At 49.2% G+C, this 23659-nt stretch carries 25 protein-coding genes; 16 read left to right on the forward strand and 9 right to left on the reverse strand.

Features of this window, described 5'->3' with window-relative positions:
• Positions 1-65 precede the first annotated feature (65 nt).
• The 3 genes from sppA (at position 66) to L4174_RS11735 (ending at position 3835) form a co-directional block, all read left to right on the forward strand.
• Entirely contained in the window at positions 66-1919 is a 1854-nt protein-coding gene (gene sppA, locus L4174_RS11725; protein ID WP_248141053.1) for a signal peptide peptidase SppA, read from the forward strand.
• A 116-nt stretch (positions 1920-2035) separates the two neighbouring features.
• A complete protein-coding gene (gene ansA / locus L4174_RS11730; RefSeq protein ID WP_248141054.1) occupies positions 2036-3049 on the forward strand; it encodes an asparaginase in 1014 nt (337 codons plus the stop codon).
• Positions 3050-3160: 111 nt separating this feature from the next.
• Positions 3161-3835 carry a glutathione S-transferase family protein gene (locus L4174_RS11735; RefSeq protein WP_256549295.1) on the forward strand — a complete coding sequence of 225 codons (675 nt, stop codon included), beginning with the start codon at positions 3161-3163 and terminating at the stop codon, positions 3833-3835.
• Between the two features lie 31 nt (positions 3836-3866).
• On the opposite strand, the gene L4174_RS11740 is transcribed toward L4174_RS11735, so the two are convergent.
• Positions 3867-4166, reverse strand: a complete 300-nt coding sequence (locus tag L4174_RS11740; protein WP_248141056.1) for a YeaC family protein — start codon at positions 4164-4166, stop codon at positions 3867-3869.
• A gap of 282 nt (positions 4167-4448) precedes the next feature.
• Here L4174_RS11740 and L4174_RS11745 point away from each other — a divergent pair, with 282 nt between their 5' ends.
• The gene (locus L4174_RS11745; protein ID WP_248141058.1) at positions 4449-5261 is read left to right on the forward strand and encodes a DUF2989 domain-containing protein; all 813 of its coding nucleotides are present in this window, start codon (positions 4449-4451) and stop codon (positions 5259-5261) included.
• Between the two features lie 28 nt (positions 5262-5289).
• On the opposite strand, the gene msrB is transcribed toward L4174_RS11745, so the two are convergent.
• Positions 5290-5679, reverse strand: coding sequence for a peptide-methionine (R)-S-oxide reductase MsrB (msrB, locus tag L4174_RS11750; RefSeq protein ID WP_248141059.1), 390 nt, complete (start codon positions 5677-5679; stop codon positions 5290-5292).
• A gap of 345 nt (positions 5680-6024) precedes the next feature.
• Here msrB and gap point away from each other — a divergent pair, with 345 nt between their 5' ends.
• Together gap and L4174_RS11760 are read left to right on the forward strand one after the other, a co-directional pair.
• The gene (gene gap, locus L4174_RS11755) at positions 6025-7020 is read left to right on the forward strand and encodes a type I glyceraldehyde-3-phosphate dehydrogenase (protein ID WP_248141060.1); all 996 of its coding nucleotides are present in this window, start codon (positions 6025-6027) and stop codon (positions 7018-7020) included.
• Between the two features lie 116 nt (positions 7021-7136).
• A complete protein-coding gene (locus tag L4174_RS11760; protein ID WP_248141062.1) occupies positions 7137-8009 on the forward strand; it encodes a D-hexose-6-phosphate mutarotase in 873 nt (290 codons plus the stop codon).
• A gap of 50 nt (positions 8010-8059) precedes the next feature.
• Here the strand turns inward: L4174_RS11760 and L4174_RS11765 are convergent, their stop codons facing one another.
• Complete coding sequence (locus tag L4174_RS11765) at positions 8060-8440, reverse strand: VOC family protein (protein WP_248141064.1); 381 nt, start codon at positions 8438-8440, stop codon at positions 8060-8062.
• A 526-nt stretch (positions 8441-8966) separates the two neighbouring features.
• Between L4174_RS11765 and L4174_RS11770 the strand changes: the two genes are divergently transcribed.
• The 3 genes from L4174_RS11770 to L4174_RS11780 all read left to right on the forward strand — a co-directional run bounded on the left by L4174_RS11770 (position 8967) and on the right by L4174_RS11780 (position 13825).
• A complete protein-coding gene (locus tag L4174_RS11770; protein WP_248141066.1) occupies positions 8967-10901 on the forward strand; it encodes a PrkA family serine protein kinase in 1935 nt (644 codons plus the stop codon).
• A 30-nt stretch (positions 10902-10931) separates the two neighbouring features.
• Positions 10932-12203 (forward strand): YeaH/YhbH family protein, encoded by a 1272-nt coding sequence (locus L4174_RS11775; RefSeq protein WP_248141068.1) that lies wholly within the window; start codon positions 10932-10934, stop codon positions 12201-12203.
• Positions 12204-12292: 89 nt separating this feature from the next.
• Positions 12293-13825 (forward strand): SpoVR family protein, encoded by a 1533-nt coding sequence (locus tag L4174_RS11780; RefSeq protein ID WP_248141070.1) that lies wholly within the window; start codon positions 12293-12295, stop codon positions 13823-13825.
• Positions 13826-13939: 114 nt separating this feature from the next.
• Here the strand turns inward: L4174_RS11780 and fadR are convergent, their stop codons facing one another.
• Entirely contained in the window at positions 13940-14791 is an 852-nt protein-coding gene (fadR, locus tag L4174_RS11785; protein WP_248141072.1) for a fatty acid metabolism transcriptional regulator FadR, read from the reverse strand.
• A 439-nt stretch (positions 14792-15230) separates the two neighbouring features.
• On the opposite strand from fadR, the gene nhaB reads away from it, so the two are divergent.
• A complete protein-coding gene (nhaB, locus tag L4174_RS11790) occupies positions 15231-16820 on the forward strand; it encodes a Na(+)/H(+) antiporter NhaB (protein WP_248141074.1) in 1590 nt (529 codons plus the stop codon).
• 130 nt (positions 16821-16950) lie between these two features.
• Positions 16951-17454: a disulfide bond formation protein DsbB gene (gene dsbB / locus L4174_RS11795; RefSeq protein ID WP_248141700.1), complete on the forward strand. Its 504-nt coding sequence runs from the start codon at positions 16951-16953 to the stop codon at positions 17452-17454.
• 68 nt (positions 17455-17522) lie between these two features.
• Here dsbB and L4174_RS11800 read toward each other — a convergent pair whose 3' ends face one another.
• Complete coding sequence (locus tag L4174_RS11800) at positions 17523-18179, reverse strand: YecA family protein (RefSeq protein WP_248141075.1); 657 nt, start codon at positions 18177-18179, stop codon at positions 17523-17525.
• A 134-nt stretch (positions 18180-18313) separates the two neighbouring features.
• On the opposite strand from L4174_RS11800, the gene L4174_RS11805 reads away from it, so the two are divergent.
• The 3 genes from L4174_RS11805 to L4174_RS11815 all read left to right on the forward strand — a co-directional run bounded on the left by L4174_RS11805 (position 18314) and on the right by L4174_RS11815 (position 20597).
• On the forward strand, positions 18314-19015 hold the full coding sequence (locus tag L4174_RS11805) for an NAD(P)H-binding protein (RefSeq protein WP_248141076.1): 702 nt from the start codon (positions 18314-18316) through the stop codon (positions 19013-19015).
• An 85-nt stretch (positions 19016-19100) separates the two neighbouring features.
• Complete coding sequence (gene dusC, locus L4174_RS11810) at positions 19101-20051, forward strand: tRNA dihydrouridine(16) synthase DusC (RefSeq protein ID WP_248141077.1); 951 nt, start codon at positions 19101-19103, stop codon at positions 20049-20051.
• Positions 20052-20126: 75 nt separating this feature from the next.
• Positions 20127-20597 carry an arsenate reductase ArsC gene (locus L4174_RS11815; RefSeq protein WP_248141078.1) on the forward strand — a complete coding sequence of 157 codons (471 nt, stop codon included), beginning with the start codon at positions 20127-20129 and terminating at the stop codon, positions 20595-20597.
• Between the two features lie 36 nt (positions 20598-20633).
• On the opposite strand, the gene L4174_RS11820 is transcribed toward L4174_RS11815, so the two are convergent.
• Positions 20634-21068, reverse strand: coding sequence for a YcgN family cysteine cluster protein (locus L4174_RS11820; protein ID WP_248141079.1), 435 nt, complete (start codon positions 21066-21068; stop codon positions 20634-20636).
• 210 nt (positions 21069-21278) lie between these two features.
• Positions 21279-21416: a hypothetical protein gene (locus L4174_RS11825; protein WP_248141728.1), complete on the reverse strand. Its 138-nt coding sequence runs from the start codon at positions 21414-21416 to the stop codon at positions 21279-21281.
• On the opposite strand from L4174_RS11825, the gene L4174_RS11830 reads away from it, so the two are divergent.
• A complete protein-coding gene (locus L4174_RS11830) occupies positions 21373-21582 on the forward strand; it encodes a YkgJ family cysteine cluster protein (RefSeq protein ID WP_248141701.1) in 210 nt (69 codons plus the stop codon). The two genes, L4174_RS11825 and L4174_RS11830, sit on opposite strands and share 44 nt — an antisense overlap.
• On the opposite strand, the gene L4174_RS11835 is transcribed toward L4174_RS11830, so the two are convergent.
• Together L4174_RS11835 and L4174_RS11840 are read right to left on the reverse strand one after the other, a co-directional pair.
• Entirely contained in the window at positions 21559-21804 is a 246-nt protein-coding gene (locus tag L4174_RS11835) for a TIGR02647 family protein (protein WP_248141080.1), read from the reverse strand. The genes L4174_RS11830 and L4174_RS11835 overlap by 24 nt on opposite strands.
• Positions 21805-21978: 174 nt before the next feature.
• Positions 21979-22839, reverse strand: coding sequence for a Tim44 domain-containing protein (locus L4174_RS11840; protein ID WP_248141082.1), 861 nt, complete (start codon positions 22837-22839; stop codon positions 21979-21981).
• Between the two features lie 278 nt (positions 22840-23117).
• Here L4174_RS11840 and L4174_RS11845 point away from each other — a divergent pair, with 278 nt between their 5' ends.
• Positions 23118-23525, forward strand: coding sequence for a TM2 domain-containing protein (locus L4174_RS11845; protein WP_248141083.1), 408 nt, complete (start codon positions 23118-23120; stop codon positions 23523-23525).
• Positions 23526-23659: the final 134 nt, after the last annotated feature.

The following is a 23659-nucleotide window of genomic DNA, read 5'->3' on the forward strand; positions in this document are numbered from 1 at the left end:
AGTATTAGGTATTCGTACAGTGTCTCAGTTAGGATAGGCACTTAGATTCATTTTCGGGAAAGGCCATGAAAGTACTATTAAAAGGCATTGCTAAAGTGCTGCGCGGATGCTGGAAACTGCTCAGTTTCACCCGCCAGTTATTTTTCAATCTGTTATTTCTCGCTTTGATTGGGATTATTATCTTTGCATTTCAGGAAGGTGCGGAAGCGCCAGCCCTGCCGGACAAAGCTGCACTGGTGCTGGATCTGGATGGCCCAATTGTAGAAAAGCGTAGCTACGTCAATCCGTTTGATCAGGTTGTTGACAGTGCACTGGGGCAGGTTCCTGTTCAGGAAAACGTCCTGTTCGATATCGTAGACACCGTTCGTGCAGCAGCGAAGGACGATAAAATTACCGGCCTGATCCTCAATTTAAAAGAAATGCCGGAAACCAGTCTGACCAAACTGCGCTATATCGCTAAAGCCATTGAAGAATTCAAGCAGGCTGGAAAACCGGTCTACGCAATGGGCGATCACTTCCGCCAGAGCCAGTATTATCTGGCCAGCTACGCCGATAAAATTTACATGTCACCGGATGGCGGGGTCATGCTGACGGGCTACGGCAGCTACTCGCTTTATTATAAGACCCTGCTGGAAAAACTGGACGTCACCACGCATGTTTTCCGGGTTGGGACCTACAAGTCTTTTGTGGAACCTTATACCCGGGACAATATGTCTGACGCAGCCCGCGAGGCAAATACCGTCTGGCTGAACCAGATGTGGGACGCCTACACGCAAGATGTCGCCCGCAATCGACAGATTGATGCGGGTATCCTGACACCAGAAGTGAAAGATCTGGTCAGTGAGCTGAAAAGTGTTCAGGGCGACTTTGCCCGGCTGAGTCAGAAAATGGGACTGGTAGATGAGCTGATCAATCGTACCCAGTTGCGCCAGCAGTTCATCAAAGAATTCGGCAGCGATGGTGATCACGGCTTCAATCAAGTCAGCTACTACGATTACCAGCCGACAATCGGCAGCCCGTTCCAGCCAAGCAAGAACGGGATTGCTGTCGTCGTTGCCAGTGGTGCGATTGTCGATGGCCAGCAGGCTCAGGGCAGCATCGGTGGTGATACTGCAGCAGCACTGCTGCGTCAGGCCCGACTGGATGATGACATCAAAGCGGTCATCCTTCGTGTCGACAGCCCGGGCGGCAGCGCATTTGCTTCTGAAGTCATCCGCAATGAGGTGGATGCCCTGAAACTGGCTGGTAAACCTGTCGTGGTTTCCATGTCGAGCCTGGCTGCATCCGGCGGTTACTGGATTTCCTCCAGTGCCAGCGAGATCATTGCTCAGCCAACCACCATCACCGGCTCAATCGGTATTTTCGGCATTCTGGCCACCTTTGAAAAAGGACTGGAAAACATCGGTGTCTACAGTGATGGTGTAGGAACTACCCCATTTTCAGGCATCGGTATCACCCGCGGACTGCCGGAAGATGTCGCGGAAATTTTCCAGCTGGGTATCGAAAATGGCTATCAGCGCTTCATCAGTCTGGTCAGTGAAAATCGCCACATCTCGCTGGAAGAGACTGACAAGATTGCACAGGGCCGTGTCTGGACCGGTCAGGATGCGCTGAAGCTGGGACTGGTCGATCGTCTGGGTGATTTCGACGATGCGATTGTTTCGGCAGCAAAACTGGCCAAACTGGATGATTATGATCTGCACTGGATCGATCTGCCGCTCAGCCCGTTAGAGCAATTGCTGCAGGACATGACTTCAGAAGCCAGTGTCAAAGTCAGCCAGATGGTTGCAACCCAGATGCCGGCAGCCCTCCAACCGGCAATCCGTCAAATCGCAACTGATGTGAACAGTCTGAACAGCTTTAATGATCCGAAAGGGCAATATGCTTTCTGCCTCAACTGTAACAACACAGGGATTTAAACTTTCCTGTTCAGCGTGATGAAAAGTCCTGAAAGCCCGGTCTCACCGGGCTTTTTTTCATCCCGTTTCGCCGTATAATGCTGCTACCATCAAATCAACGCTGTACCCGTACTCAAATGACAAAAAAACATATCTATATCGCCTACACTGGCGGCACCATAGGCATGCAGAAATCAGCCCATGGCTACATTCCTGTCGCCGGTTTTATGGAACAGCAACTACAGAGCATGCCGGAGTTTCACCGCGCCGAAATGCCTGACTTTACGATCCATGAATATGCGCCTCTGATTGATTCTTCAGACATGACGCCTGAAGACTGGCAGCGCATTGCAGATGACATTCTGGCCAACTACGACAAATTTGATGGATTTGTGATTCTTCATGGTACGGACACCATGGCCTACACCGCATCTGCATTGTCTTTTATGCTGGAAAATCTGGGCAAACCTGTGATTGTAACCGGCTCTCAGATCCCGCTGGCTGAGCTGCGCTCAGATGGCCAGAGCAACCTGCTGAATGCCCTGCATCTGGCAGCCAATTATCCGATCAACGAAGTCACGGTATTCTTCAATAACCAGCTGCTTCGCGGTAACCGCAGCACCAAAGCGCATGCGGATGGCTTCAATGCTTTCATTTCACCCAACCTGCCTGCGCTGATCGAAGCCGGGATCAACATTCAGGTGAAACAGACTGCAATTCTGAACAAGCAGCCGGAAGGGGATTTCCACGTACAGAAAATCACCCCCCAGCCAATTGGTGTGATCACTATGTATCCGGGGATTTCTCCTGAAGTGATCCGTAACACCCTGCGTCAGCCCGTCAATGCGATGATTTTGCTGACCTTCGGCGTTGGGAATGCCCCGCAGAATCCTGAACTGCTGGCTCAGCTGAAAGAAGCCAGCGACCGCGGTGTGATTGTGGTGAACCTGACGCAATGCCTGTCCGGAAAAGTCAACATGGATGGCTATGCAACCGGCTGTGCTCTGGCAGATGCTGGAGTACTCAGCGGTTTTGACATGACCCGGGAGGCCGCGCTGGCAAAATTGCATTATCTGCTGAGCCAGAACCTGCCAACGGAAAAAGTGCGCGAACTGATGCAGCAGGATCTCCGGGGTGAGCTGAGTCGCTGACCGCTGTCTGCATCACATCATCTGAATTCAAAGAGCCGCCTGAAGCGGCTCTTTTTATATCTCAGCTACACTTATAACAATTTCGTCCACCGGTTATGAGTAACGCTGATTATGATTCTGCATGGCGCATCTATCTCTCCGTTCGTCAGAAAAATCATGCTGGCCTTATCCTATAAAGGGCTGAGCTATGAGTTACAGCCACTCAACCCCTACCTTGAAAAAGAGCTGGCACATAAACGCCATCCGATGGGCAAAGTTCCCGTGCTGGAGCATGACAGCCTGACCATTATTGACTCTACGGTGATTGCGCATTATCTGGACGATCTCTACCCCGTCCCGCCACTTTACCCGGGAGATGCCGGGGAACGGGCCAAAGTCAGATGGCTGGAAGAGTATGCGGATACACGTCTGAGTGCACTTCTGGCCGGCGTCCTGTTTTATCAGCGGATACTCCGGGGCCAGATTCTGAAAAAAGAAATCGATCAGGAAGCAATCGATGACTGTCTGCAGTATCACTTGCCACCTGTGCTCAGATATCTGGAAGAACAAATACCGGATACGGGGTACATCTCCATACATTTCTCGATGGCAGAAATCTCACTCTGGAGTATTTTTCGAAGCGGCTGGATGGCCGGGTTAAGGCTGAACCATCATTATCCGAAACTGGAAGCTTATCTGGCGGGGATTGAGCAGGAACCCTGGATCGCGAACCTCATCACGGAAGAAGACCATGAACTCAGCGGGTTTTACTGTGCCCCTGTCTCATTCACTATTGCAGAATCCTGATTCTGTCAGTTAAAACAGGGGCTGAAAAAGCTTAACTTTCGTTGAGCGGGAAGCGGGCAATATCGGCGACAGGTGTTTCGGAATCTTCAACCGCAAACTCACGTTTCAGTTCGGCTTTGGACTTGAAGCGGATTTCCCCGCCGGCAGCAACTGTCATATGTTCAGCATCCGCATTGTGGCGTGACTGATACAACATGACCGCCTGCATGGTTGATTCTTTCTGTGCCTCCGTCAACGGGGTGTCATCCGCCCATTTTCCGGTTTCAACCGCAGCCAGCAGTCGCTGATATACCTCAGGCGTCATTGCCGCCAGGATCTGTTGAACATCCATTACCTTACTCCTCTTTTCGCCCGGTTTCGGGCAACTCCGCAATGGTAGGGCTACGATAATGACCTGAGCCGGTCAGTCAAGTGACCGCGATATTTTAGTTTTCTTTTGTTTTCGTGATCACACTGCAGCCAAGTCACATTTTTCTTCCTGTTTGACCCGTTTCTGCCGTCTTTTATTAGGGTATTCTTGACTGTAGTGATCCAACTGATGAGCAACGCACCACACATGACCACCTCAGGCCTAAAAGCTCGCAACCTATTGTTTTTATTATCAGCTATTTTGATGTTATCCGCCTGTCAGGATGAATTTAAAACGACGGATAGCCTCTGCGCTGCTTATCCCCAGCTTTGCGAAGGCCTGAATAATAATGATGGCCAGTGCCGTATTCAGCGAACGGATCTGATCTGGCAACGCTACAAACAAATGAAGACACCGACAGATATCGAGAAATTTCATACGCTTCAGTATACCCGTACCTATCAGGGATGTCTGGAGTATGCGGCTGAAATTGAACCGACCCGCTACAAAGAACGAAAATCAAACCGGGCAACCGCGCTGGTCAACAGCTATGAAATCGTCGAACAACTGACCGAAGAACTTGCTGGCTCTCAGGAACCCGAAATCATTTATGATCGCTGGAGCCGGGGCATTCATGAAGCCAAAGCAGAGTTTTTGAAACTGGAAGGATCCGGAAAACTGCAGACGCCGGATTTACAACTGGCACTGGCCTCTTTTTATACCGATATAGATAAAGACAAAACCCGAAAAATTCTGCTCAGGGCATTAGAGCTTTATCACGGTAAAAACCAGATCAAACCAGATATTATTCTCACACTGGCGACACAAGCTCATCAGCGCGGGGATAAGGCTGAAGCCTATTTGTGGTCACGGGTTGGCAGCCTGATGGGCCTTCCCGTTGCAAAAGCGGAGACTCTCGCACGCCTTTACCCGATGCCTCCGGAAGATAAAATTCATCTTGACCTGCAGGCTGACAATATCATTCAGAGTCTGAGTACTGGTCACTTCAACAGTATCACTGTCGAGAGAAACCTGAACGCACTCCCCAGCCTTCAGGCAGCCTCAACTTCAGGCTGAACCCATTTATCACAGGGGAGTGTAAGTGCTATTCCTGCTCGCAAAATTCCAGCGAGACCGAATTAACACAGTAACGCTCCCCGGTGGTTACCGGCCCGTCATCAAATACATGACCCAAATGACTATCGCATGCAACGCAGCGAATTTCAGTCCGCTTCATCCCATGACTGGTGTCATTTAAATAACGGATTACACTGGAATTAACCGGCGCATCGAAACTCGGCCACCCGCAACCAGAATCATATTTTTGTTCAGAATGAAATAATGCAACACTGCAACAAATGCAGTGATATATCCCTGTTTTTTTATTATGCAATAACGTGCCTGAGAATGGTGCTTCTGTGCCGCCTTCACGGCAGACATAATATTGCTCGTCGGATAATCTATCCTTCCAGTAAGCTTCTGATTTAAAAGTCATTCACTATCCTGCTAACACAATTCCCCAAACCCGTCTCACTTTAAATTTGCCAATTTTCGCAACCATGGCACATACTTTTGCTCGAAAGGTTTTTACACCAAAACATTGCATTTAAGCATATCCATCTATATTTCGGGTACTAAATTAAAACTGAGCAACATTACTGATTACTTTGCCAGCACTTTCACAGGCTATTTTCAGCCTTCGTCCCGGATTGTAATAAAAATCCGAAAGTTTTTTGATTAAAGACAATTTGAGGTCTGTTTTTGCTTGCAGACCCGCGTGAGATTATGTAATTTTACTACCAGTTATCTTTCATTAGAAATTAAGTTGTGGAGCAACATAATGACTATCAAAGTAGGTATTAACGGTTTTGGCCGTATCGGTCGTTTCGTTTTTCGTGCTTCTGTAGAGCGTGATGACATCGAAGTTGTTGGTATCAACGACCTGATCGATGTTGAATACATGGCATACATGCTGAAGTACGATTCAACTCACGGCCGTTTCAAAGGCACAGTTGAAGTAAAAGACGGCAACCTGATCGTCAACGGCAAGACTGTACGTGTTACCGCTGAACGCGATCCAGCGAACCTGCAGTGGGATGCCATCGGTGTTGATGTTGTTGCTGAAGCAACTGGTATCTTCCTGACTGACGAGACTGCACGTAAGCACATCGAAGCTGGTGCCAAAAAAGTTGTTCTGACTGGCCCTTCTAAAGACGAAACACCAATGTTCGTTATGGGTGTGAACCACGAAAATTACGCAGGTCAGGACATCGTTTCTAACGCGTCTTGTACGACTAACTGTCTGGCACCTATCGCGAAAGTTCTGAACGACAAGTGGGGCATCAAAGACGGTCTGATGACGACTGTTCACGCAACGACTGCAACTCAGAAAACTGTTGACGGTCCTTCTGCGAAAGACTGGCGTGGTGGCCGTGGTGCTTCTCAGAACATCATCCCATCTTCAACCGGTGCTGCAAAAGCTGTAGGTAAAGTAATTCCTGAGCTGAACGGCAAACTGACTGGTATGGCATTCCGCGTTCCAACTGCAGATGTATCTGTTGTTGACCTGACTGTAAACCTGGAAAAACCTGCAACTTACGAAGAAATCAAAGCTGAAATGAAGCGCGCTTCTGAAGCAGAGATGTCTGGCGTACTGGGTTACACTGAAGATGCAGTTGTTTCTCAGGACTTCATCGGTGAAGTACGTACTTCTGTATTCGATGCTGACGCAGGTATCGCACTGACTGATACTTTCGTGAAAATCGTTTCTTGGTACGATAACGAGATCGGTTACTCAAACAAAGTACTGGATCTGGTAGCTCACATCTCTAAGTAATCCTTAGACGATGATTCAAAAGGCGGCTGTTGGCCGCCTTTTTGCTATCTGACGCCCAGAACGCGCAGACAGATAGCTGAGTTCAGAACATTTCTTGGCTTTATGAAGGAAACACGATGAACTTACGTCAACTCCCAACAACAAAAGTGCTTTCAGAACACATCAGTCTGTGCCGGCTGGACGGCATCGACGTAGTTCGGATCCTCCACCCGCAATGTCAGGCTGCAATTTCACTGTTCGGTGGCCATCTGCTGAGCTTCCGTCCCAAAGGGCATGAAGATGTCATCTGGATGAGCGAAGCGGCCGATTTCTCTGGTCACTCAGCAATTCGTGGTGGTATTCCGGTCTGCTGGCCCTGGTTTGGTAAAGTGGCCAGTCCTTCCCATGGTTTTGCAAGAACCAGCCTGTGGCAACTGGAAAGCTTCAATGATCATAAACAAGGCGTGACAGTTACCCTGACGCTGCATGACTCGCCGAAAACACACGCTATCTGGCCCTTCCGCTTTCTCAGCCGGCTTCATTTTGACTTGGGCGAAAGACTCAAAGTTCAGATCACCAGTACCAATACAGATTACCGTCCATGGACGATGTCCGGTGCACTTCATACTTATCTGAATGTCGGGGATATCACCCAGGCTAAACTGACCGGTTTGGGGAATGAGTACACCGATAGCCTGGCTGGGAATCAGCGTTTTCCGTCAAATGGAACACTTATGATTGATGATGCCGTGGACCGCCTCTATCCTGAATCGGAACCATCCATAATGGTTGAAGATCCCCCCCACTACCGTCGGCTGACCGTCAAAAACAGCGGACATAACAGTGCGGTCGTGTGGAATCCGTGGCAACAGGCCTCAGCAGGCATGGCTGACATGACACCGGATGGCTACATCACCATGCTTTGTGTGGAATCCGCATTGGCCGATCAGGGGATCACTCTAGCCCCGGGCCAGTCGCACCACATCACGACAGAAATCAGTGCGGATTAAGAATACAGACTCAAATTCAGGGTTGAACCAGTTTATTGCTGGCCTGTTTTTCAGGCCAGCATTGTCGTGCTTGCTTCAATCAGCACCCATCCATTGCCATCCGGATCAGAGAAGGTTGCAAACCGTCCACCGATCAAAGTAACAATCTCTGACAAGCTGACCCCGCGGTTCGTCAATTCATCATAGGTCGAGGTGATATCATCGGTATGAACCACCAACCCCTGAACCGAGCCGGCCCGCATTCCCCCAAAAGGCATTACCAGGCTAATCGTCGTCTCTGCGCCTTTAGGTGCCAGCTGAATCCAGCGCTTATGGCTGTCTCCCTGATGATCCCTGATCAATTCAAATCCCAGTGCATCACGATAAAACTGAAGCGCCTGGCTCTGATCCGAGACCGGAATTGACACCGTATCAACCCGTGAAATTGGCATGAACAACCCTCCCCTCAAGCTACACATTTCTAGCTTATGTCAGAGTTGTTGATTCAGCTCAAAAAATAAGCAATCGGTTCTCTCTTGTCATACACCCCACCCTGCAGGCACACATCCAAACAAACTTTAGAACTAAAAAACCATCTTCCACTGAGATCCCTTGAGTGCTCACCACTTTACGCCACAGCGACATAGCGAAACCAGATATAGTGCCGCCGAAGAACCGTTCCTCGCTGTAACACTCTTTTTGATAACTAAATCACCTCTGAACCGATTTCACACTTACTGAGCTGATGCATTTTTGAACAAGATAGCTTGCAGTTCCCGAGGGATAGGAGGATAGTAACTTTAATAGCTGGTTGTTTTTTCGCCTGTCTGTGAATTCCGAATCCGCGAAATTTATAGCAAAACCAATCACTCACTGAAGCAAATTAATTAGTTAGGTCTAGTCTTAGTTAAGAGGGATGTGAAAGATAGTTGATTTCGTCCTTTCTAAATGATTGAAGAACGATTCAGGGGGCATACCATGAGTATTTTTGACCACTATCGTCATCGCTATGAAGAAGCCAAGGATGAAGAGCTTTCATTGCAAGAATTCCTTGAGATTTGTCGTAACGATCGCAGTGCTTACGTGAACGCCGCAGAGCGTCTTCTGATGGCTATTGGTGAACCGGAAATGGTCGATACGGCCAAAGATCCACGGCTGAGCCGTATCTTTTCTAACCGGGTCATCTCGCGCTATAAAACATTCGAAGACTTCTACGGTATGGAAGACTCAATAGAACAAATCGTCTCTTACCTGAAACATGCTGCTCAGGGGCTGGAAGAGCGCAAACAGATTCTGTATCTGCTGGGCCCGGTCGGTGGTGGTAAATCTTCACTGGCTGAAAAATTGAAAAGTCTGATGCAGAAAGTACCTATTTATGTACTGACTGCCAACGGCGAACACAGCCCGGTCAATGATCATCCGTTCTGCCTGTTTGATCCGCAGGAAGACGGAGACATCCTGAACAAAGAATACGGTATCCCGCAACGGTACCTGAACACAATCATGTCACCCTGGGCAGCCAAACGGCTGAAAGAGTTCGGTGGTGATATCACTAAATTCAAGGTTGTCAAAGTTCGTCCGTCGATTCTGCATCAGGTGGGTATTGCCAAAACAGAACCAGGGGATGAAAACAACCAGGACATTTCATCTCTGGTCGGTAAAGTGGATATCCGTCAGCTGGAGCATTTCGCCCAGGATGACCCGGATGCCTACAGCTACTCAGGTGCGCTGTGTAAAGCGAATCAGGGCATGATGGAATTCGTTGAGATGTTCAAAGCACCGCTGAAAGTGCTGCACCCGCTGCTGACTGCAACTCAGGAAGGGAACTATAACGGTACCGAAGGCCTGTCTGCCCTGCCTTTTGACGGTATTATTCTGGCTCACTCCAACGAATCAGAATGGCAGACCTTCCGAAATAACAAAAACAACGAGGCGTTTCTGGACCGTGTGTTCATCGTGAAAGTGCCTTATTGTCTGCGTGTGTCGGAAGAAATTAAGATCTACGAAAAACTGCTCACAAACAGTGAACTGGCTAACTCACCCTGTTCACCAAGCACCCTGGATATTCTGGCCCGCTTCTCTGTGCTGTCGCGCCTGAAAGAGCCGGAAAACTCCAGTACGTACTCGAAAATGCGAGTGTATGACGGTGAGACCCTGAAAGACACCGACCCGAAAGCCAAATCTTACCAGGAGTATCGTGATTACGCTGGTGTGGATGAAGGCATGTCAGGTCTGTCGACCCGTTTTGCTTTCAAAATCCTGTCACGGGTATTCAACTTTGATCACTCCGAAGTGGCTGCGAACCCGGTTCACCTCTTCTATGTGCTTGAACAGCAGATTGAACGAGAGCAGTTCCCGCAAGAACTATCGGAAAAATACCTGGAACACCTGAAAGGCTATCTGATCCCTAAATACGTCGAGTTTATCGGCAAAGAGATTCAGACCGCTTATCTGGAGTCTTATTCTGAGTACGGCCAGAACATCTTTGACCGTTATGTCAGTTATGCCGACTTCTGGATTCAGGATCAGGAATACCGAGATCCGGAAACCGGTCAGCTGTTTGACCGTGCTGCACTGAATAACGAACTTGAGAAAATCGAGAAGCCTGCCGGTATCAGTAACCCGAAAGACTTCCGGAACGAGATCGTCAACTTTGTGTTGCGTGCCCGGGCGAGCAATGCTGGTAAAAACCCGAACTGGACCAGTTACGAGAAACTGCGCACCGTCATCGAGAAGAAAATGTTCTCGAATACGGAAGAACTGCTGCCTGTTATCTCGTTCAATGCCAAAACATCCACAGAAGAGCAGAAGAAACACGACGACTTCGTCGCTCGCATGATGGAAAAAGGCTATACCCGCAAACAAGTACGCTTGCTGTCCGAATGGTACCTGCGCGTACGTAAGTCATCGTAAAAGATGGATGATGATTAAGGGGGAGAGCTTATGGCGCATTTTATCGACCGCAGGCTCAACGGGAAAAACAAGAGCACAGTAAACCGGCAGCGTTTTTTACGTCGCCACAAACAGCAGATCAAAGACTCAATTGCTGACGCGGTAAATAAACGCTCCATCACTGACGTGGAAAGCGGAGAAAGTATCAGTATCCCTTCCCGCGACATCCGTGAACCCGCGTTCCATCAGGGACGCGGCGGGCAACGGGAAATTGTTCACCCTGGTAATGATCAGTTCAGCCCTGGTGACCGCATTGAGCGGCCCCAGGGAGGAGCGGGTTCAGGGGGTGCCGGTGATGGTCAGGCCAGCCCCGACGGTGAAGGCCAGGACGATTTTGTGTTTCAGATTTCGAAAGATGAATATCTGGATCTGTTGTTTGAAGATCTGGAACTGCCAAATCTGAAAAAGAATCAGTTCAACAAAATTGTTGAATGGAAAACCTTCCGCTCCGGCTTTAAATCGACCGGGGTGCCGGCAAATATTGCCATCGTGAAGTCTCTGCAAAACTCGCTGGCGCGACGCACCGCAATGACAGCGGCGAAACGTCGTCAGCTTCGTGAGCTGGAGCAGGAACTGGAACGACTGCAAAGTACAGAACCGGCACAACCTTTTGATGAACAACGGGTGAAGGAGGAGATTCAGACGCTGCGGGAACGCATCAGCCGTGTGCCTTTTATTGATACCTTTGACCTGAGATATAAAAACTATGAACGTCGTCCGATGCCCAGCAGTCAGGCAGTCATGTTCTGTCTGATGGATGTCTCGGGTTCAATGGATCAGGCCACAAAAGACATGGCAAAGCGGTTTTATATCCTGCTTTACCTGTTCCTGACCCGAACCTACAAAAATGTGGAAGTCGTTTTTATCCGGCACCATACGCAGGCAAAAGAAGTCGATGAACACGAGTTCTTTTATTCACAGGAAACCGGGGGCACCATTGTATCCAGTGCGCTGCGGCTGATGGATGAAATTGTGAAGAAACGTTACTCGCCTTCAGAGTGGAACATCTATGCCGCACAGGCATCTGACGGTGATAACTGGGCGGATGACTCTCCGGGATGTCGTGAGTTGCTCGACAAGCATATTCTGCCTGTCACACGCTATTACTCCTACATTGAGATCACCCGTCGCGCGCATCAGACTTTATGGCGTGAATATGAATCTCTGCTGGGCAACCACGAAAACTTTGCCATGCAGAACATTCGCAGCGTGGAAGATATCTTCCCGGTATTCAGAGAACTGTTTAAGAAACAAGTCCATTAAACTGACCGGGCGACATCAAACCTCGCCCGACAGTATGCAGCACGGAAAGGACTGCGCTCATTGGCCAAAGTGCATCAGGGGAGTGGGTTATGGTAACAGACACCAAGCGAAAGACACTCAGTGATGGTCCGGACTGGACATTTGATCTGCTTGAAGAGTACCACACAGAAATCAAGCGGGTGGCCAGCCATTATCGGTTAGATACCTACCCAAACCAGATTGAGATCATTACAGCCGAACAGATGATGGATGCATATTCCAGTATTGGGATGCCCATTAATTACCATCACTGGTCATTCGGTAAACGTTTCATTGAAACTGAACGCGGCTACAAACATGGTCAGATGGGTCTGGCGTACGAGATTGTGATCAACTCTGATCCCTGTATCGCCTATCTGATGGAAGAAAATACCATTACCATGCAGGCGTTGGTGATGGCCCATGCCAGCTATGGCCATAATTCCTTTTTTAAGGGCAACTACCTGTTCAAAACCTGGACTGACGCCAGTTCAATCATTGATTACCTGCTCTTTGCCCGTAAATACATTACGGATTGTGAAGAGAAGTATGGCGATGTAGAAGTAGAAAAACTGCTCGACTCTTGCCATGCGCTCATGAATTACGGTGTCGATCGGTATAAGCGTCCTCAGAAAATTTCACTGGTTGAAGAAAAGGCCCGGCAAAAAGCCCGGGAAGATTACCTGCAAACCCAGGTCAATGCTTTGTGGCGAACCATTCCAACGCATGAAGAAAAAGACACTGGATTTGAAGAGGCTCGTTTCCCGGCCGAACCACAGGAAAACATCCTGTATTTCATCGAGAAACATGCGCCGCTTCTGGAGCCGTGGCAACGTGAAATTGTTCGGATTGTGCGTAAAATCAGTCAGTATTTCTATCCGCAGAAACAAACCCAGGTGATGAATGAAGGCTGGGCGACTTTCTGGCATTACACAATTCTGAATCATCTTTACGATGAAGGCCTGGTCACAGACCGCTTTATCATTGAATTTTTGCACAGCCATACCAACGTGGTCGCGCAGCCAACTTATAACAGCCCCTACTACAGTGGCATCAATCCTTATGCGTTAGGATTTGCCATGTTCCAGGATATTCGTCGGATCTGTGAAAATCCAACGGAAGAAGACAAATACTGGTTCCCCGATTTTGCGGGTAAAAACTGGCTGGATACCGTGCATTTCGCGATGGAAAACTTCAAGGATGAAAGCTTCATCAGCCAGTTCCTGTCCCCAAAACTCATCCGGGACTTCAAGTTCTTTGCTGTAGAAGATGATGACAGAAATAACTATGTGGAAGTGAATGCAATCCATAACGAAGAAGGCTACCGGGCCATTCGTGAGAAATTGTCTTCACAGTACAATCTGAGTAACAACGAACCCAACATCCAGGTGTGGAATGTGGCACTGCGCGGAGACCGTTCACTGACGCTGCGTTATGTACCCCATAACCGTATTCCACTGGCTGACAGCTACAGTGAAGTACTGAAACACATGCACCGTTTGTGGGGTTTTGATGTCATCCTGGAAGAAGAACTGAGTGACGGTAGAAGTCATATTCTGGCAACCTGCCCAAGCCGGGGCAGCAGTTATTCGACTGAACTTTAACGGCGGATCATCTGGGTAAAAAAAGAGAGGCAAATTGCCTCTCTTTTCATATCTCTATTTTTCACATTTAACTAAGCTCTGTCAGTTTTCTGTGAAATCTTCACTGCACAGTCATTACTGCTCTTCTTCGTGCAGAAAACGAGCAATTTCGACGCGGTTGCTGTACCAAATGGCACCACTGTCGCGACCATATTTACGGATACGATCAGCCACCAGCTCAGGCTGATGGTTATCACAGATAGACTTCAGATCACGATAGTAACTCAGCGCCAGCTCGCAGGCTTCACGGCTCATAAAATAGTAACCACCCACGCGGGTATAAATTTTACGTAAGCCGTTAATGGTCAGCACATACAGAATGTTTCCTGAATGGGTCGCCATTCCCTGGAACATGCGGTAGTCAAAATAGTTGAACGCACGTGCACGACAAATCTGCTCGCACAGTTCCGGCTGTTCTTTACCGTACTTATCAACGATTTTTCTGACTTCGCTCAACAACTCAGGTTTTGCATCACAGTCTTCCACAAAAGCCTCGAAGCTGTCTGCTGCCATGAGTTTTTCACAGGAATGAATCACATAATCCAGAAGCTGACTGACTTTTTCGCTGTTCGATTTCACAGCATAACGCATATAAACGGTGCTGATATCGGTGCGAGCGGCCAAAAGATCTTCAAGAACACGCTGAACGTCCTGTCCATCAAGTGTAATCAGAGTGTCCAGAATACTCAGTCCGGACGTATCCATATAATTGTTCACACGGGTTGGTTTGCCATGCTGTATCGTTAACCACCCGTCTCGAGCCAAGCGCTGCAGCACTTCGCGTAAAGTTGTTCGCGTAACACCAATCAGTTCTGATAATTCACGCTCAGCAGGCAAAATTGACCCCTGCGGAAAATGATTGTTCCAGATGCTCTCAATGATGTATTTCTCAGCAAATGTTGCTGGGCTATCCGCCTTTATAACCATCAGTTAGTTTTCCAAACTTGCTTCTTGCTATCTTTTATGAACTCATCATACCACTAGTTTTGGCCGAGTAGAAACGTTGCCACCGGGAGTTTTGAAGTAGGTTAACAAAGGCGCAAAATCCTGCTTTCAGACACTCGCCCCAACTTATTGTTCTGACGAATATATTTCTAAATATTTCTGCTACAATCTGCCTTTGGTAGTTTATTGCCTATGAAACTGCCATAAATTTATGTTACGAAACATTAACGCTTTAACAATCGATTCATACAATCAGTTAAAATTACGGCCAATAACACAAGGGCAGCCTACCAAATAAGCATGCCCGACATGGAAGCGGCCTGCTATCAAACTCTGCCATGGTCAGCCAAGCAACACATGTTGCTCTGGCGGAACACTGTTTTTGTTTGGTTGCATCAATAAATAACACGAGATTAACAACATGGCTATCACGCTAGGGAACGCGCTTATTAAAAACTTTCTGGGTAAAGCGCCCAACTGGTATAAACTCACTATCATTGCCTTCCTGGTGATCAATCCTATCGTCTTTTTCCTGATTGACCCATTTGTCGCTGGCTGGTTACTGGTGGTTGAGTTCATCTTCACACTGGCAATGGCACTGAAATGCTATCCCTTGCAGCCCGGTGGTCTACTGGCCATTGAGGCAGTCGCAATTGGGATGACGACGCCAGAACTGGTCAAACACGAGTTGGTTGCCAACATTGAAGTATTACTGCTCCTGATTTTCATGGTGGCCGGTATTTACTTCATGAAGCAACTGCTGCTGTTCATCTTCACAAAGATATTGATCGGCATCCGCTCCAAAATTCTGCTCTCACTGGCTTTCTGCATCATGGCCGCCTTTCTGTCAGCCTTCCTGGATGCGCTGACGGTAATTGCAGTTGTTATTAGTGTCACCACTGGTTTCTACAGCATCTATCACAAAGTTGCTTCCGGTCAGGAGCCACACGCAGCGCATGACCACACTTCCGATCACAATATCCACGAATTAAGCCGTGATGATCTGGAAAACTACCGTGCGTTCCTGCGCAGCCTGCTGATGCATGCCGGTGTCGGTACTGCACTGGGTGGTGTGATGACTATGGTCGGTGAGCCGCAAAACCTGATTATTGCCAATCAGGCTGGCTGGCAATTCGGTGACTTCTTCCTGCGAATGGCACCTGTGACGATCCCTGTGTTCATCTGCGGTATGCTGACCTGTGTGCTGGTCGAGAAATTTGGCCTGTGTGGTTACGGCGCCAAACTGCCGGAAAACGTTCGTAAAATTCTGATCGATTTCGATAATGAAGAGCGAAAAAACCGAACCAATCTGGATGTAGCAAAACTCTGGGTACAGGTCATCATTGCTGTCTGGCTGATTGTAGCTCTTGCAATGCACCTGGCGGCTGTGGGACTGATTGGTCTGACCGTCATTATTCTGGCAACTGCATTCACCGGTATCATTGAAGAACATTCACTGGGGAAAGCATTTGAAGAAGCGCTTCCGTTCACAGCATTGCTGGCAGTGTTCTTCTCTGTTGTAGCCGTGATCATCGAACAGAAATTGTTCAGCCCGATCATTACCGCCGTACTGGAAATGGACGGAAACGCGCAGATGGGCATGTTCTACATTGCCAATGGCTTGCTGTCGATGGTATCGGATAACGTCTTCGTCGGAACGGTTTACATCAACGAAGTGAAGTCCGCCTTAATGTCCGGCATGATCGACCGCGATCGTTTCGATATGCTGGCGGTCGCGATTAATACCGGGACAAACCTGCCATCGGTTGCCACACCAAACGGTCAGGCGGCCTTCCTGTTCGCACTGACTTCGGCGCTGGCACCGCTCATCCGCCTGTCTTATGGCCGGATGGTTTATATGGCTTTGCCGTATACACTGGTCCTGTCGCTGATTGGTCTGGCGGGTATTGAACTGACACTGGTTCCGGCCACTGAATGGATGTATCAGCAAGGCTGGCTTACCGCAGCCAGTGGTGTGATTCAACAATTGGCACCTGTTGCTGGACACTAAAGGGAATTTCTGTTTCTCTACGTTGTCATAGCTGAAGCAACACGCTGAGATGTAAGGGGTTGTAGTGCTTTCGCAAATGCGAAGTATTGACAGCCCCTTTGTTTGATTTGACCGAGAGAATTTCATGCAGATGTTAAAAACCTTCAGCCAACACCGCCTGTCGTGGCTATTGTTGCTGCTTTTTGTCGTCTTCTTTGAAGGCTGCGCACTGTTCTTCCAGCACGTTATGAATCTGGCACCCTGCGTCATGTGTATCTACGAACGCATTGCCATGTTTGGCATCGGTATCGCGGCGCTCATCGGACTGATCGCGCCAGAAAAACCGGTATTTCGCTGGGCTGGACTTGCCATGTGGGGCTTCAGTGCCTGGCGCGGGTTATCGCTGGCACAGGAACATGTTGGCTATCAGTTCAATCCCTCACCTTTCGCCACCTGTGATCTCTTTGTCAAGCTTCCTGACTGGGCTCCCCTCAACCAGTGGGCTCCATGGCTGTTTGAGGCCTATGGCGATTGCAGCAAAGTAGTCTGGCAATTCTTGGGACAGTCGATGCCGCAGTGGCTGGTCATCATTTTTGCTGCCAATCTGGTTGCCTGGGCCGTGATTGTGATTTCACAATTCGTGAAAAGTAAATAAGCCCGTCAGACCTGTCTCCTCACTGACTTCAGAAAAACAAAGGAGGCATTCAGCCTCCTTGTTCAAGTTCACGAGTTTTTCCCGCAACATTGCTTAAATTTTTTCCCGCTGCCACAAGGACAGGGATCATTTCGACCGACCCCTTTGTATGGATTCACAGACTGAGCTGCGCTACCGCCCTGCTGTAATTCATCCGCAGCCATCACCACTTCAGTGATCATCAGCGGCAAGCTTGCATACAGCGTCTGGGGCTCCGGCATACTGTCCACTCCTGCATCTGCCATTTGTGCCAGCGTATCGGCCTCATCCATCATCAGCATGCAGGTCGTCAGTAAAGCTGACAGCATTCTTGCCGTACCGTCAGAGAGAGGTTTATCTGCCCAATTGTCTTCAACATATGGCCAGACAGACAAAAATCCTTCCGCAAAATGCCCCATGGCTTCCGACACACCGTCAGCTTCCTGCCACTGAAGAGCTTCAGGCAACACATACTCACCGGCTTTGATCATCAGATATTGATTTTCAAAATGCGCCAGAATTGCGGCTCTGTCCGGCTGACTGATCTCAGCAGATTCCTCTTCCGGTAAACCGCCGTGAATCAGAACCGGCAGCCAGGAATCCGGCTCCATTGCCGCAGGATTTGCATTCGCAGCTAACAGTGCGCCTTCAATAAAGGCTGGCGGCATACCGTCCCAGTCTCTGGAAAGGGTGATCAATGTGGTCATGGTCTTTTCCTGTCTGTATTTATCGCGGCGAGTATAACGCATCCCAAAAATGCCGCAAATATGTCGATTTATTGTTGAATTTTCAGCCAAAGCAACGTCAAAATGGACTCAATAACCAACCATGAGATAACCACATGCAACGACAGATCAGCGCAATCATCGCCGGGACAACCGGACTGGTCGGCAACGAACTGCTGCATATCCTGCTCGGCAGCGATACCTTCGAAAGCGTCTACGCCTTAACACGGTCCGCTTTGCCTTATCGCAGCAAGCATCTGGTACAGATTGTTCATCCGGAGCTCAGAATTACTGAGTGGGAAGAAACCGATCCTGTTCCGGAACTGGGTTTTATCTGCCTGGGCACAACAAAGAAAAATGCCGGAGGAAAAGCCGGGCTGAAAGCGGTCGATGTGGAACTGGTCAAGTCAGTCGCACGCAGCATGCATCAATTGGGCGTGAAGCACTTGGTTGTCATCTCCAGTCTTGGTGCCAGCCTGTACTCCCCTTCATTTTATCTACGCTGTAAAGCTGAGATGGAACAAGCACTCAGTGATATGGGTTTCGCACACTGTATCTTTGTCCGACCCGGACCACTTACTGGCGAACGAGAACACCCCCGTCAGGATGAAATTCTGACCCAGAAAATACTGGAACTGTTTCAGCCCGTGCTCATCGGCCCGCTTTCACATCTCCGCCCCATCCCCGCGGAAGACGTGGCACGTGCTATGTTCAATGCCGGCCTGCAGTCACTGGATACAACGACTGCTGCTACACAAATCATCAAAAGCAACGAGCTCAGACATCCGCCGTTTCACGGAGAACAGCCCCAAGCCTGAGACATCCAGGACATCGCAGGTGACAATCGCCCTGTTCCGCACTACAATCTCGCCTCCCTGAATTGACCTGCTGTGCCCTGAAGCGATGAGACTGATACTTGGCCCGATGGAAGGTGTCCTTGACCACCTGATGCGGGAAATGCTGACCGATATCAATGACTACGATCTGTGTGTCACCGAATTTATTCGGGTGATCGACCAGCGTTTACCCAAAAGCGTGTTCTATCGCCTCTGCCCGGAATTACTGCAGGGGGGGAGAACCAAATCGGGCACCCCCGTACGAGTTCAGTTACTCGGGCAGGATCCAGACTGGATGGCTGAAAACGCCCACCTTGCCGCCTCACTGGGCTCACCGGGCATTGATATTAATTTTGGCTGCCCGGCCAAATCCGTGAATAAAAGTCGCGGCGGCGCGGTTCTGCTGCAAGAGCCTGACCTCATGTACCGCATTGTAAAAGCTGTCCGGGATGCGGTGGATCCCCGGCTGCCTGTCACCGCGAAGGTGCGTCTCGGCTGGGATGATCCTGCTCATTGCTTTGACATTGTTGATGCCGTTGCGCAAGCCAAAGCGGATGAAGTGACGATCCACGCCCGCACGAAGGCTGACGGATACAAAGCTGAAGCGATTAAGTGGGACTATATCCGCCAGGTGAAAGCAAAGGCTGCCATCTCAGTGGTTGCCAATGGCGAAGTCTGGAACCACGAAGACAGCAACGCTTGCATGGCCACAACACAAGCCGATGCCCTGATGGTCTGCCGCGGAGCACTGAACCTGCCGAACCTTGGCAATGTGGTGAAATACAACCAGTCACACATGCCATGGCACGAAGTGGTATCTCTGCTGTTGAAGTATTCAGAATACGAAATCAAAGGCGACAAAGGCTTGTATTACCCGAACCGGGTCAAACAATGGTTCGCCTATCTGCGTCACGAATATCCGCAGGCCAAAGAATTGTTTGCCGACGTACGCCGCCATAACAAAGCAGCACCAATCGTTGAGGTCTTGCGCTCAGCACAGCTTGCGCTGTCGGCGTAATCAAACTGACACAAAAAGTTCACCGGGAAGACTTAGGCTGTTTAAACCAACCTTGTGAAAGAAACCGGTGAAACCATGAAAGTGCTGTTTCTCTGTCGCCATAATGCATGCCGAAGCATCCTTGCCGAAGCGGTCGCCAAACGCTTTTTGCCCTCAGGTTTTGAAGTAGCCAGCGCCGGCAGTGATCCCAGCGGGGAGTTATCCCCCCAAATCAAAACTTATCTGTCTGAGATGGGGCTGAACCCAGTCGACTTCCGAAGTAAATCCTGGGAAGAATTCAGCCGTTTCCATCCGGATCTGGTGATCTCTGTCTGTGACAGCCTGCATGATGAACCTTGCCCAAACTGGCTGGCAGATGGCATTCGGATCAACTGGGACTTACCGAATCCGCTGACTTCCAGTGAAGATCCTGTGGAACAGGAAAAAGCTTGTGAAGAAACCACCAGGCTTCTGAAGCATCATATTGATACCTTGCTGATGCTGCCTCTGGAAGCCATGAGTACAGAAGAAATCAAGCGCAGACTGAGCCAGCAGGCGCTCTGTTAGCCACTGGCTCAACAGATATAAAGAAGAAAGGCGTGATTAACGGTTGGGATGATTCAGGATGTGGTCTTCCCAGTCGATCACATCGATTTCGTACACCACTTTATCCCGCACCGACTGATCGGCTGCGTGCATGGCCTCTTTGGAGCCCGTAATCAGCGGGTGCCATTCCGGCAAAGATTTCCCTTCAGCCAGCAGGCGATAAGCACAAGTGTCCGGCAACCAGCTGAATTCATCAATACGCTCACGCGTCAGTTTGAGGCACTCTTCACCAGATTCAAACCGGTTGGCATAATCTTTACAGGAACAGGTTTGATCATCCAGCAAGCTACAGGCGACATTGGTATAGTAAATCTCATCGGTATCATCATCGATGAGCTTATGCAGACAGCATTTCCCGCAGCCATCACAGAGAGATTCCCACTCCGCGTCTGTCATTGCTGTCAGATCTTTCTCTTGCCAAAATGCTGCCATCGTTCTGTCCTGCTGCTGTTGAACATTCACCTTCTTCGCTGAGTAAGAAGAAAGAAAGGCGGTGTTATAGCCGTCTGCCAGACAAAGTGCAACCCTTGAGTCAGAATTTCAGCCCGGCAACAGGAGTGCAACCGGCAGGCAAAGGTTGATCCCTGCTGTGTTGAATGGTAGTTTGCGCCACCAGCAAAAGGCCGGTTTCACGGCCTACACTCAGCGCATGCTGACACAGAAAGTATAGAAGGTTGTGATGGACTGTCGTTTAGGTTGCGGTGCCTGCTGCATCGCCCCGAGCATTTCATCCCCGATACCGGGGATGCCAAATGGTAAGCCCGCTGGTGTCCGCTGCATTCAGCTCAATGAAAAAAACCTGTGCAAGCTTTTCGGTCAACCGGAGCGCCCGGCTGTCTGCCATCAGTTCAAGCCCTGCCCGGATGTATGCGGAAACACCAATACACAGGCGTTTTCGAACCTGACAGAGCTCGAGCGGCTCTCAGACGTTCACAGTACCTGCTAAAATCCGCAGCGCCGTTTTAGCATGCTCCAGTGCCTGATGGCCGGAGTGCGTCAGGTAACCGCCATCAGGCTGTGTCACCAATCCTTTGTCATACAGCCGCTGTGCTGCCGACACCATGTCAGCACCGGCCTCATGGTGAACTTTGACCCCCTCCATATCACTGTGCATCGGAAATTTCACCAACAGGTTCAATTCATTCACTAAATCTGGTGTTAAAGGCATATCGACCTCACTTCTTGATGACTTCCCCCAAGCATAGCGATAGAAACCGGATCACGCTGGGGTTTAGATCAAACCCGTGGCAATTCTCTGATTTTCAGCAATAAGAAAACCGCCTATCCCTAAAAAAGATAAGCGGTTCATGGTAAGTCACTTGTTAACGCTGACAGTGATTGTTTAAGCCTGAATGCCCACAATCAACCAAGGTGCGTTCGGAGCTGTCAGGTCTCGTTCCAGATGCCAGATATCCGTAATTTCTTCTTCTACACCTTCATGACGGTCCTGATAGCGTCCTGAGAACTTGATACTCAGGTGTGCAGAGGAAGCATCATAATCGGCACGGACCAGCTCAGCATCGACAAACATGACTTCAGTGTGCTGTTCACCTTCGAGTCTGGAACGCTCTGTCTTGAGATCGTCAAACAGCGCCGGGCTGACATACTCTCGAATTGTCTCCAGCTCATTATGGTTCCATGCTCCCTGCAGAATGCGGTAATGATCCCGAGCACCGTGCAGAAACCCATTCATGTCAAAGCCCGGAGGCAAGTTGAATGGCACATCACTGTCGGTTGACTGATACTGTGACTGCGCTGCGTTACCGCCAAAGCCGCCCGTTTGCTGGCGGAACTGCCCCTGATCCTGTGGTGAATCACCCGCATAGGCCTGCTGATGTCCCATTGCTGTTGGCTTGGCTTTACGCATCCCTTTCAGGAACTTAAAGATCAGAAATGCAATCAGGCCAAAAATCAGAATATCCATGAACTGGATACCTTCAAATGCACCACCGAAGAATGCAGCTAACAAGCCGCCCGCCAGCAAACCTCCCAACAGACCGCCCATCAGGCCTTTTTTACCTGAAGAAGCCGTCGGGTTCTGCTTGCTGATTGTATCCGTTTGCTGCGGTTGCTGCTTCTGAGCCGGCGCTGTTTGATAACTTTTGCCCAGCGACTTACTGCCGCCGAATTTTTTCGCTTCTGCGTGAGGTGCAGTAAATGATACCGCAACGATTAACGCAAACATGGTAATAAAGCTTTTCATCAATCCTTTACCTTTGCCTTGTGAATGCATGGTTTTACCAGACCTTATGCATCCTAGCCGGGGGGAATGTAAAGTCAATCTGCTTCAGTTGGCCAAATTGTTACCAAATTTGGCAGAAGTAGCCAATTTGCCCCTGTGAATTGTCAACTTATAGTCAATTCCAGAGCTGCATTGCGATCTTCTACGGCTAAGTTAATGAAATAACTTGTTCCGCAGTTCGTTTCACACCTAGTATTAGCAGGGAACTTTTTTGCCCACAGCACAGAAGAGATGAGGCCATGCAAGAAACCACACACCAGAATACGCACAGTAAACTGATAGGCTATCTGCTCTGGATTTTCGGATTTACCGGTGCTCACCGCTTTTACTATGGAAAACCAGTCACGGGAACCATCTGGTTTTTAACCCTGGGTCTGCTGGGGATTGGCTGGCTGATAGACCTGTTCCTGATTCCGGGAATGGACAAAGAAGCCGATCTGAGGTTTCAGGGTGGCGAGCTCGACTATAACATCGCTTGGTTACTGCTCACATTTTTGGGGATTTTTGGTGTACACCGAATGTACATGGGAAAATGGCTTACCGGCATCATTTATCTGCTGACGTGTGGCTTCTTCCTGATCGGTTTACTGATTGATTTCTGGACATTGAATGATCAGGTATCCGTCGAAAACTCCCGGAGAGGCTGACAGCACCGGTTCGCACCTGCCTTGACCGGTACTGAATCTTCCCCCTAGAATATTGAACATTGTTCTAATTCTATACTTATTTTGGAGCCGGTAAGCTCTTTTGAAAGAAGGCGGCATTATGCCCGGCCTGTTGT

This window comes from Photobacterium sp. CCB-ST2H9 (assembly GCF_023151555.2).
Taxonomy (GTDB): Bacteria; Pseudomonadota; Gammaproteobacteria; order Enterobacterales; family Vibrionaceae; genus Photobacterium.

Bases quoted from the DNA above. Each gene is read 5' to 3' on its own strand.
- sppA (WP_248141053.1), top strand. From the start codon at position 66: ATGAAAGTACTATTAAAAGGCATTGCTAAAGTGCTGCGCGGATGCTGG.
- ansA (WP_248141054.1), top strand. From the start codon at position 2,036: ATGACAAAAAAACATATCTATATCGCCTACACTGGCGGCACCATAGGC.
- L4174_RS11735 (WP_256549295.1), top strand. From the start codon at position 3,161: ATGATTCTGCATGGCGCATCTATCTCTCCGTTCGTCAGAAAAATCATG.
- L4174_RS11740 (WP_248141056.1), bottom strand. From the start codon at position 4,166: ATGGATGTTCAACAGATCCTGGCGGCAATGACGCCTGAGGTATATCAG.
- L4174_RS11745 (WP_248141058.1), top strand. From the start codon at position 4,449: ATGTTATCCGCCTGTCAGGATGAATTTAAAACGACGGATAGCCTCTGC.
- msrB (WP_248141059.1), bottom strand. From the start codon at position 5,679: ATGACTTTTAAATCAGAAGCTTACTGGAAGGATAGATTATCCGACGAG.
- gap (WP_248141060.1), top strand. From the start codon at position 6,025: ATGACTATCAAAGTAGGTATTAACGGTTTTGGCCGTATCGGTCGTTTC.
- L4174_RS11760 (WP_248141062.1), top strand. From the start codon at position 7,137: ATGAACTTACGTCAACTCCCAACAACAAAAGTGCTTTCAGAACACATC.
- L4174_RS11765 (WP_248141064.1), bottom strand. From the start codon at position 8,440: ATGCCAATTTCACGGGTTGATACGGTGTCAATTCCGGTCTCGGATCAG.
- L4174_RS11770 (WP_248141066.1), top strand. From the start codon at position 8,967: ATGAGTATTTTTGACCACTATCGTCATCGCTATGAAGAAGCCAAGGAT.
- L4174_RS11775 (WP_248141068.1), top strand. From the start codon at position 10,932: ATGGCGCATTTTATCGACCGCAGGCTCAACGGGAAAAACAAGAGCACA.
- L4174_RS11780 (WP_248141070.1), top strand. From the start codon at position 12,293: ATGGTAACAGACACCAAGCGAAAGACACTCAGTGATGGTCCGGACTGG.
- fadR (WP_248141072.1), bottom strand. From the start codon at position 14,791: ATGGTTATAAAGGCGGATAGCCCAGCAACATTTGCTGAGAAATACATC.
- nhaB (WP_248141074.1), top strand. From the start codon at position 15,231: ATGGCTATCACGCTAGGGAACGCGCTTATTAAAAACTTTCTGGGTAAA.
- dsbB (WP_248141700.1), top strand. From the start codon at position 16,951: ATGTTAAAAACCTTCAGCCAACACCGCCTGTCGTGGCTATTGTTGCTG.
- L4174_RS11800 (WP_248141075.1), bottom strand. From the start codon at position 18,179: ATGACCACATTGATCACCCTTTCCAGAGACTGGGACGGTATGCCGCCA.
- L4174_RS11805 (WP_248141076.1), top strand. From the start codon at position 18,314: ATGCAACGACAGATCAGCGCAATCATCGCCGGGACAACCGGACTGGTC.
- dusC (WP_248141077.1), top strand. From the start codon at position 19,101: ATGAGACTGATACTTGGCCCGATGGAAGGTGTCCTTGACCACCTGATG.
- L4174_RS11815 (WP_248141078.1), top strand. From the start codon at position 20,127: ATGAAAGTGCTGTTTCTCTGTCGCCATAATGCATGCCGAAGCATCCTT.
- L4174_RS11820 (WP_248141079.1), bottom strand. From the start codon at position 21,068: ATGGCAGCATTTTGGCAAGAGAAAGATCTGACAGCAATGACAGACGCG.
- L4174_RS11825 (WP_248141728.1), bottom strand. From the start codon at position 21,416: ATGCAGCGGACACCAGCGGGCTTACCATTTGGCATCCCCGGTATCGGG.
- L4174_RS11835 (WP_248141080.1), bottom strand. From the start codon at position 21,804: ATGCCTTTAACACCAGATTTAGTGAATGAATTGAACCTGTTGGTGAAA.
- L4174_RS11840 (WP_248141082.1), bottom strand. From the start codon at position 22,839: ATGAAAAGCTTTATTACCATGTTTGCGTTAATCGTTGCGGTATCATTT.
- L4174_RS11845 (WP_248141083.1), top strand. From the start codon at position 23,118: ATGCAAGAAACCACACACCAGAATACGCACAGTAAACTGATAGGCTAT.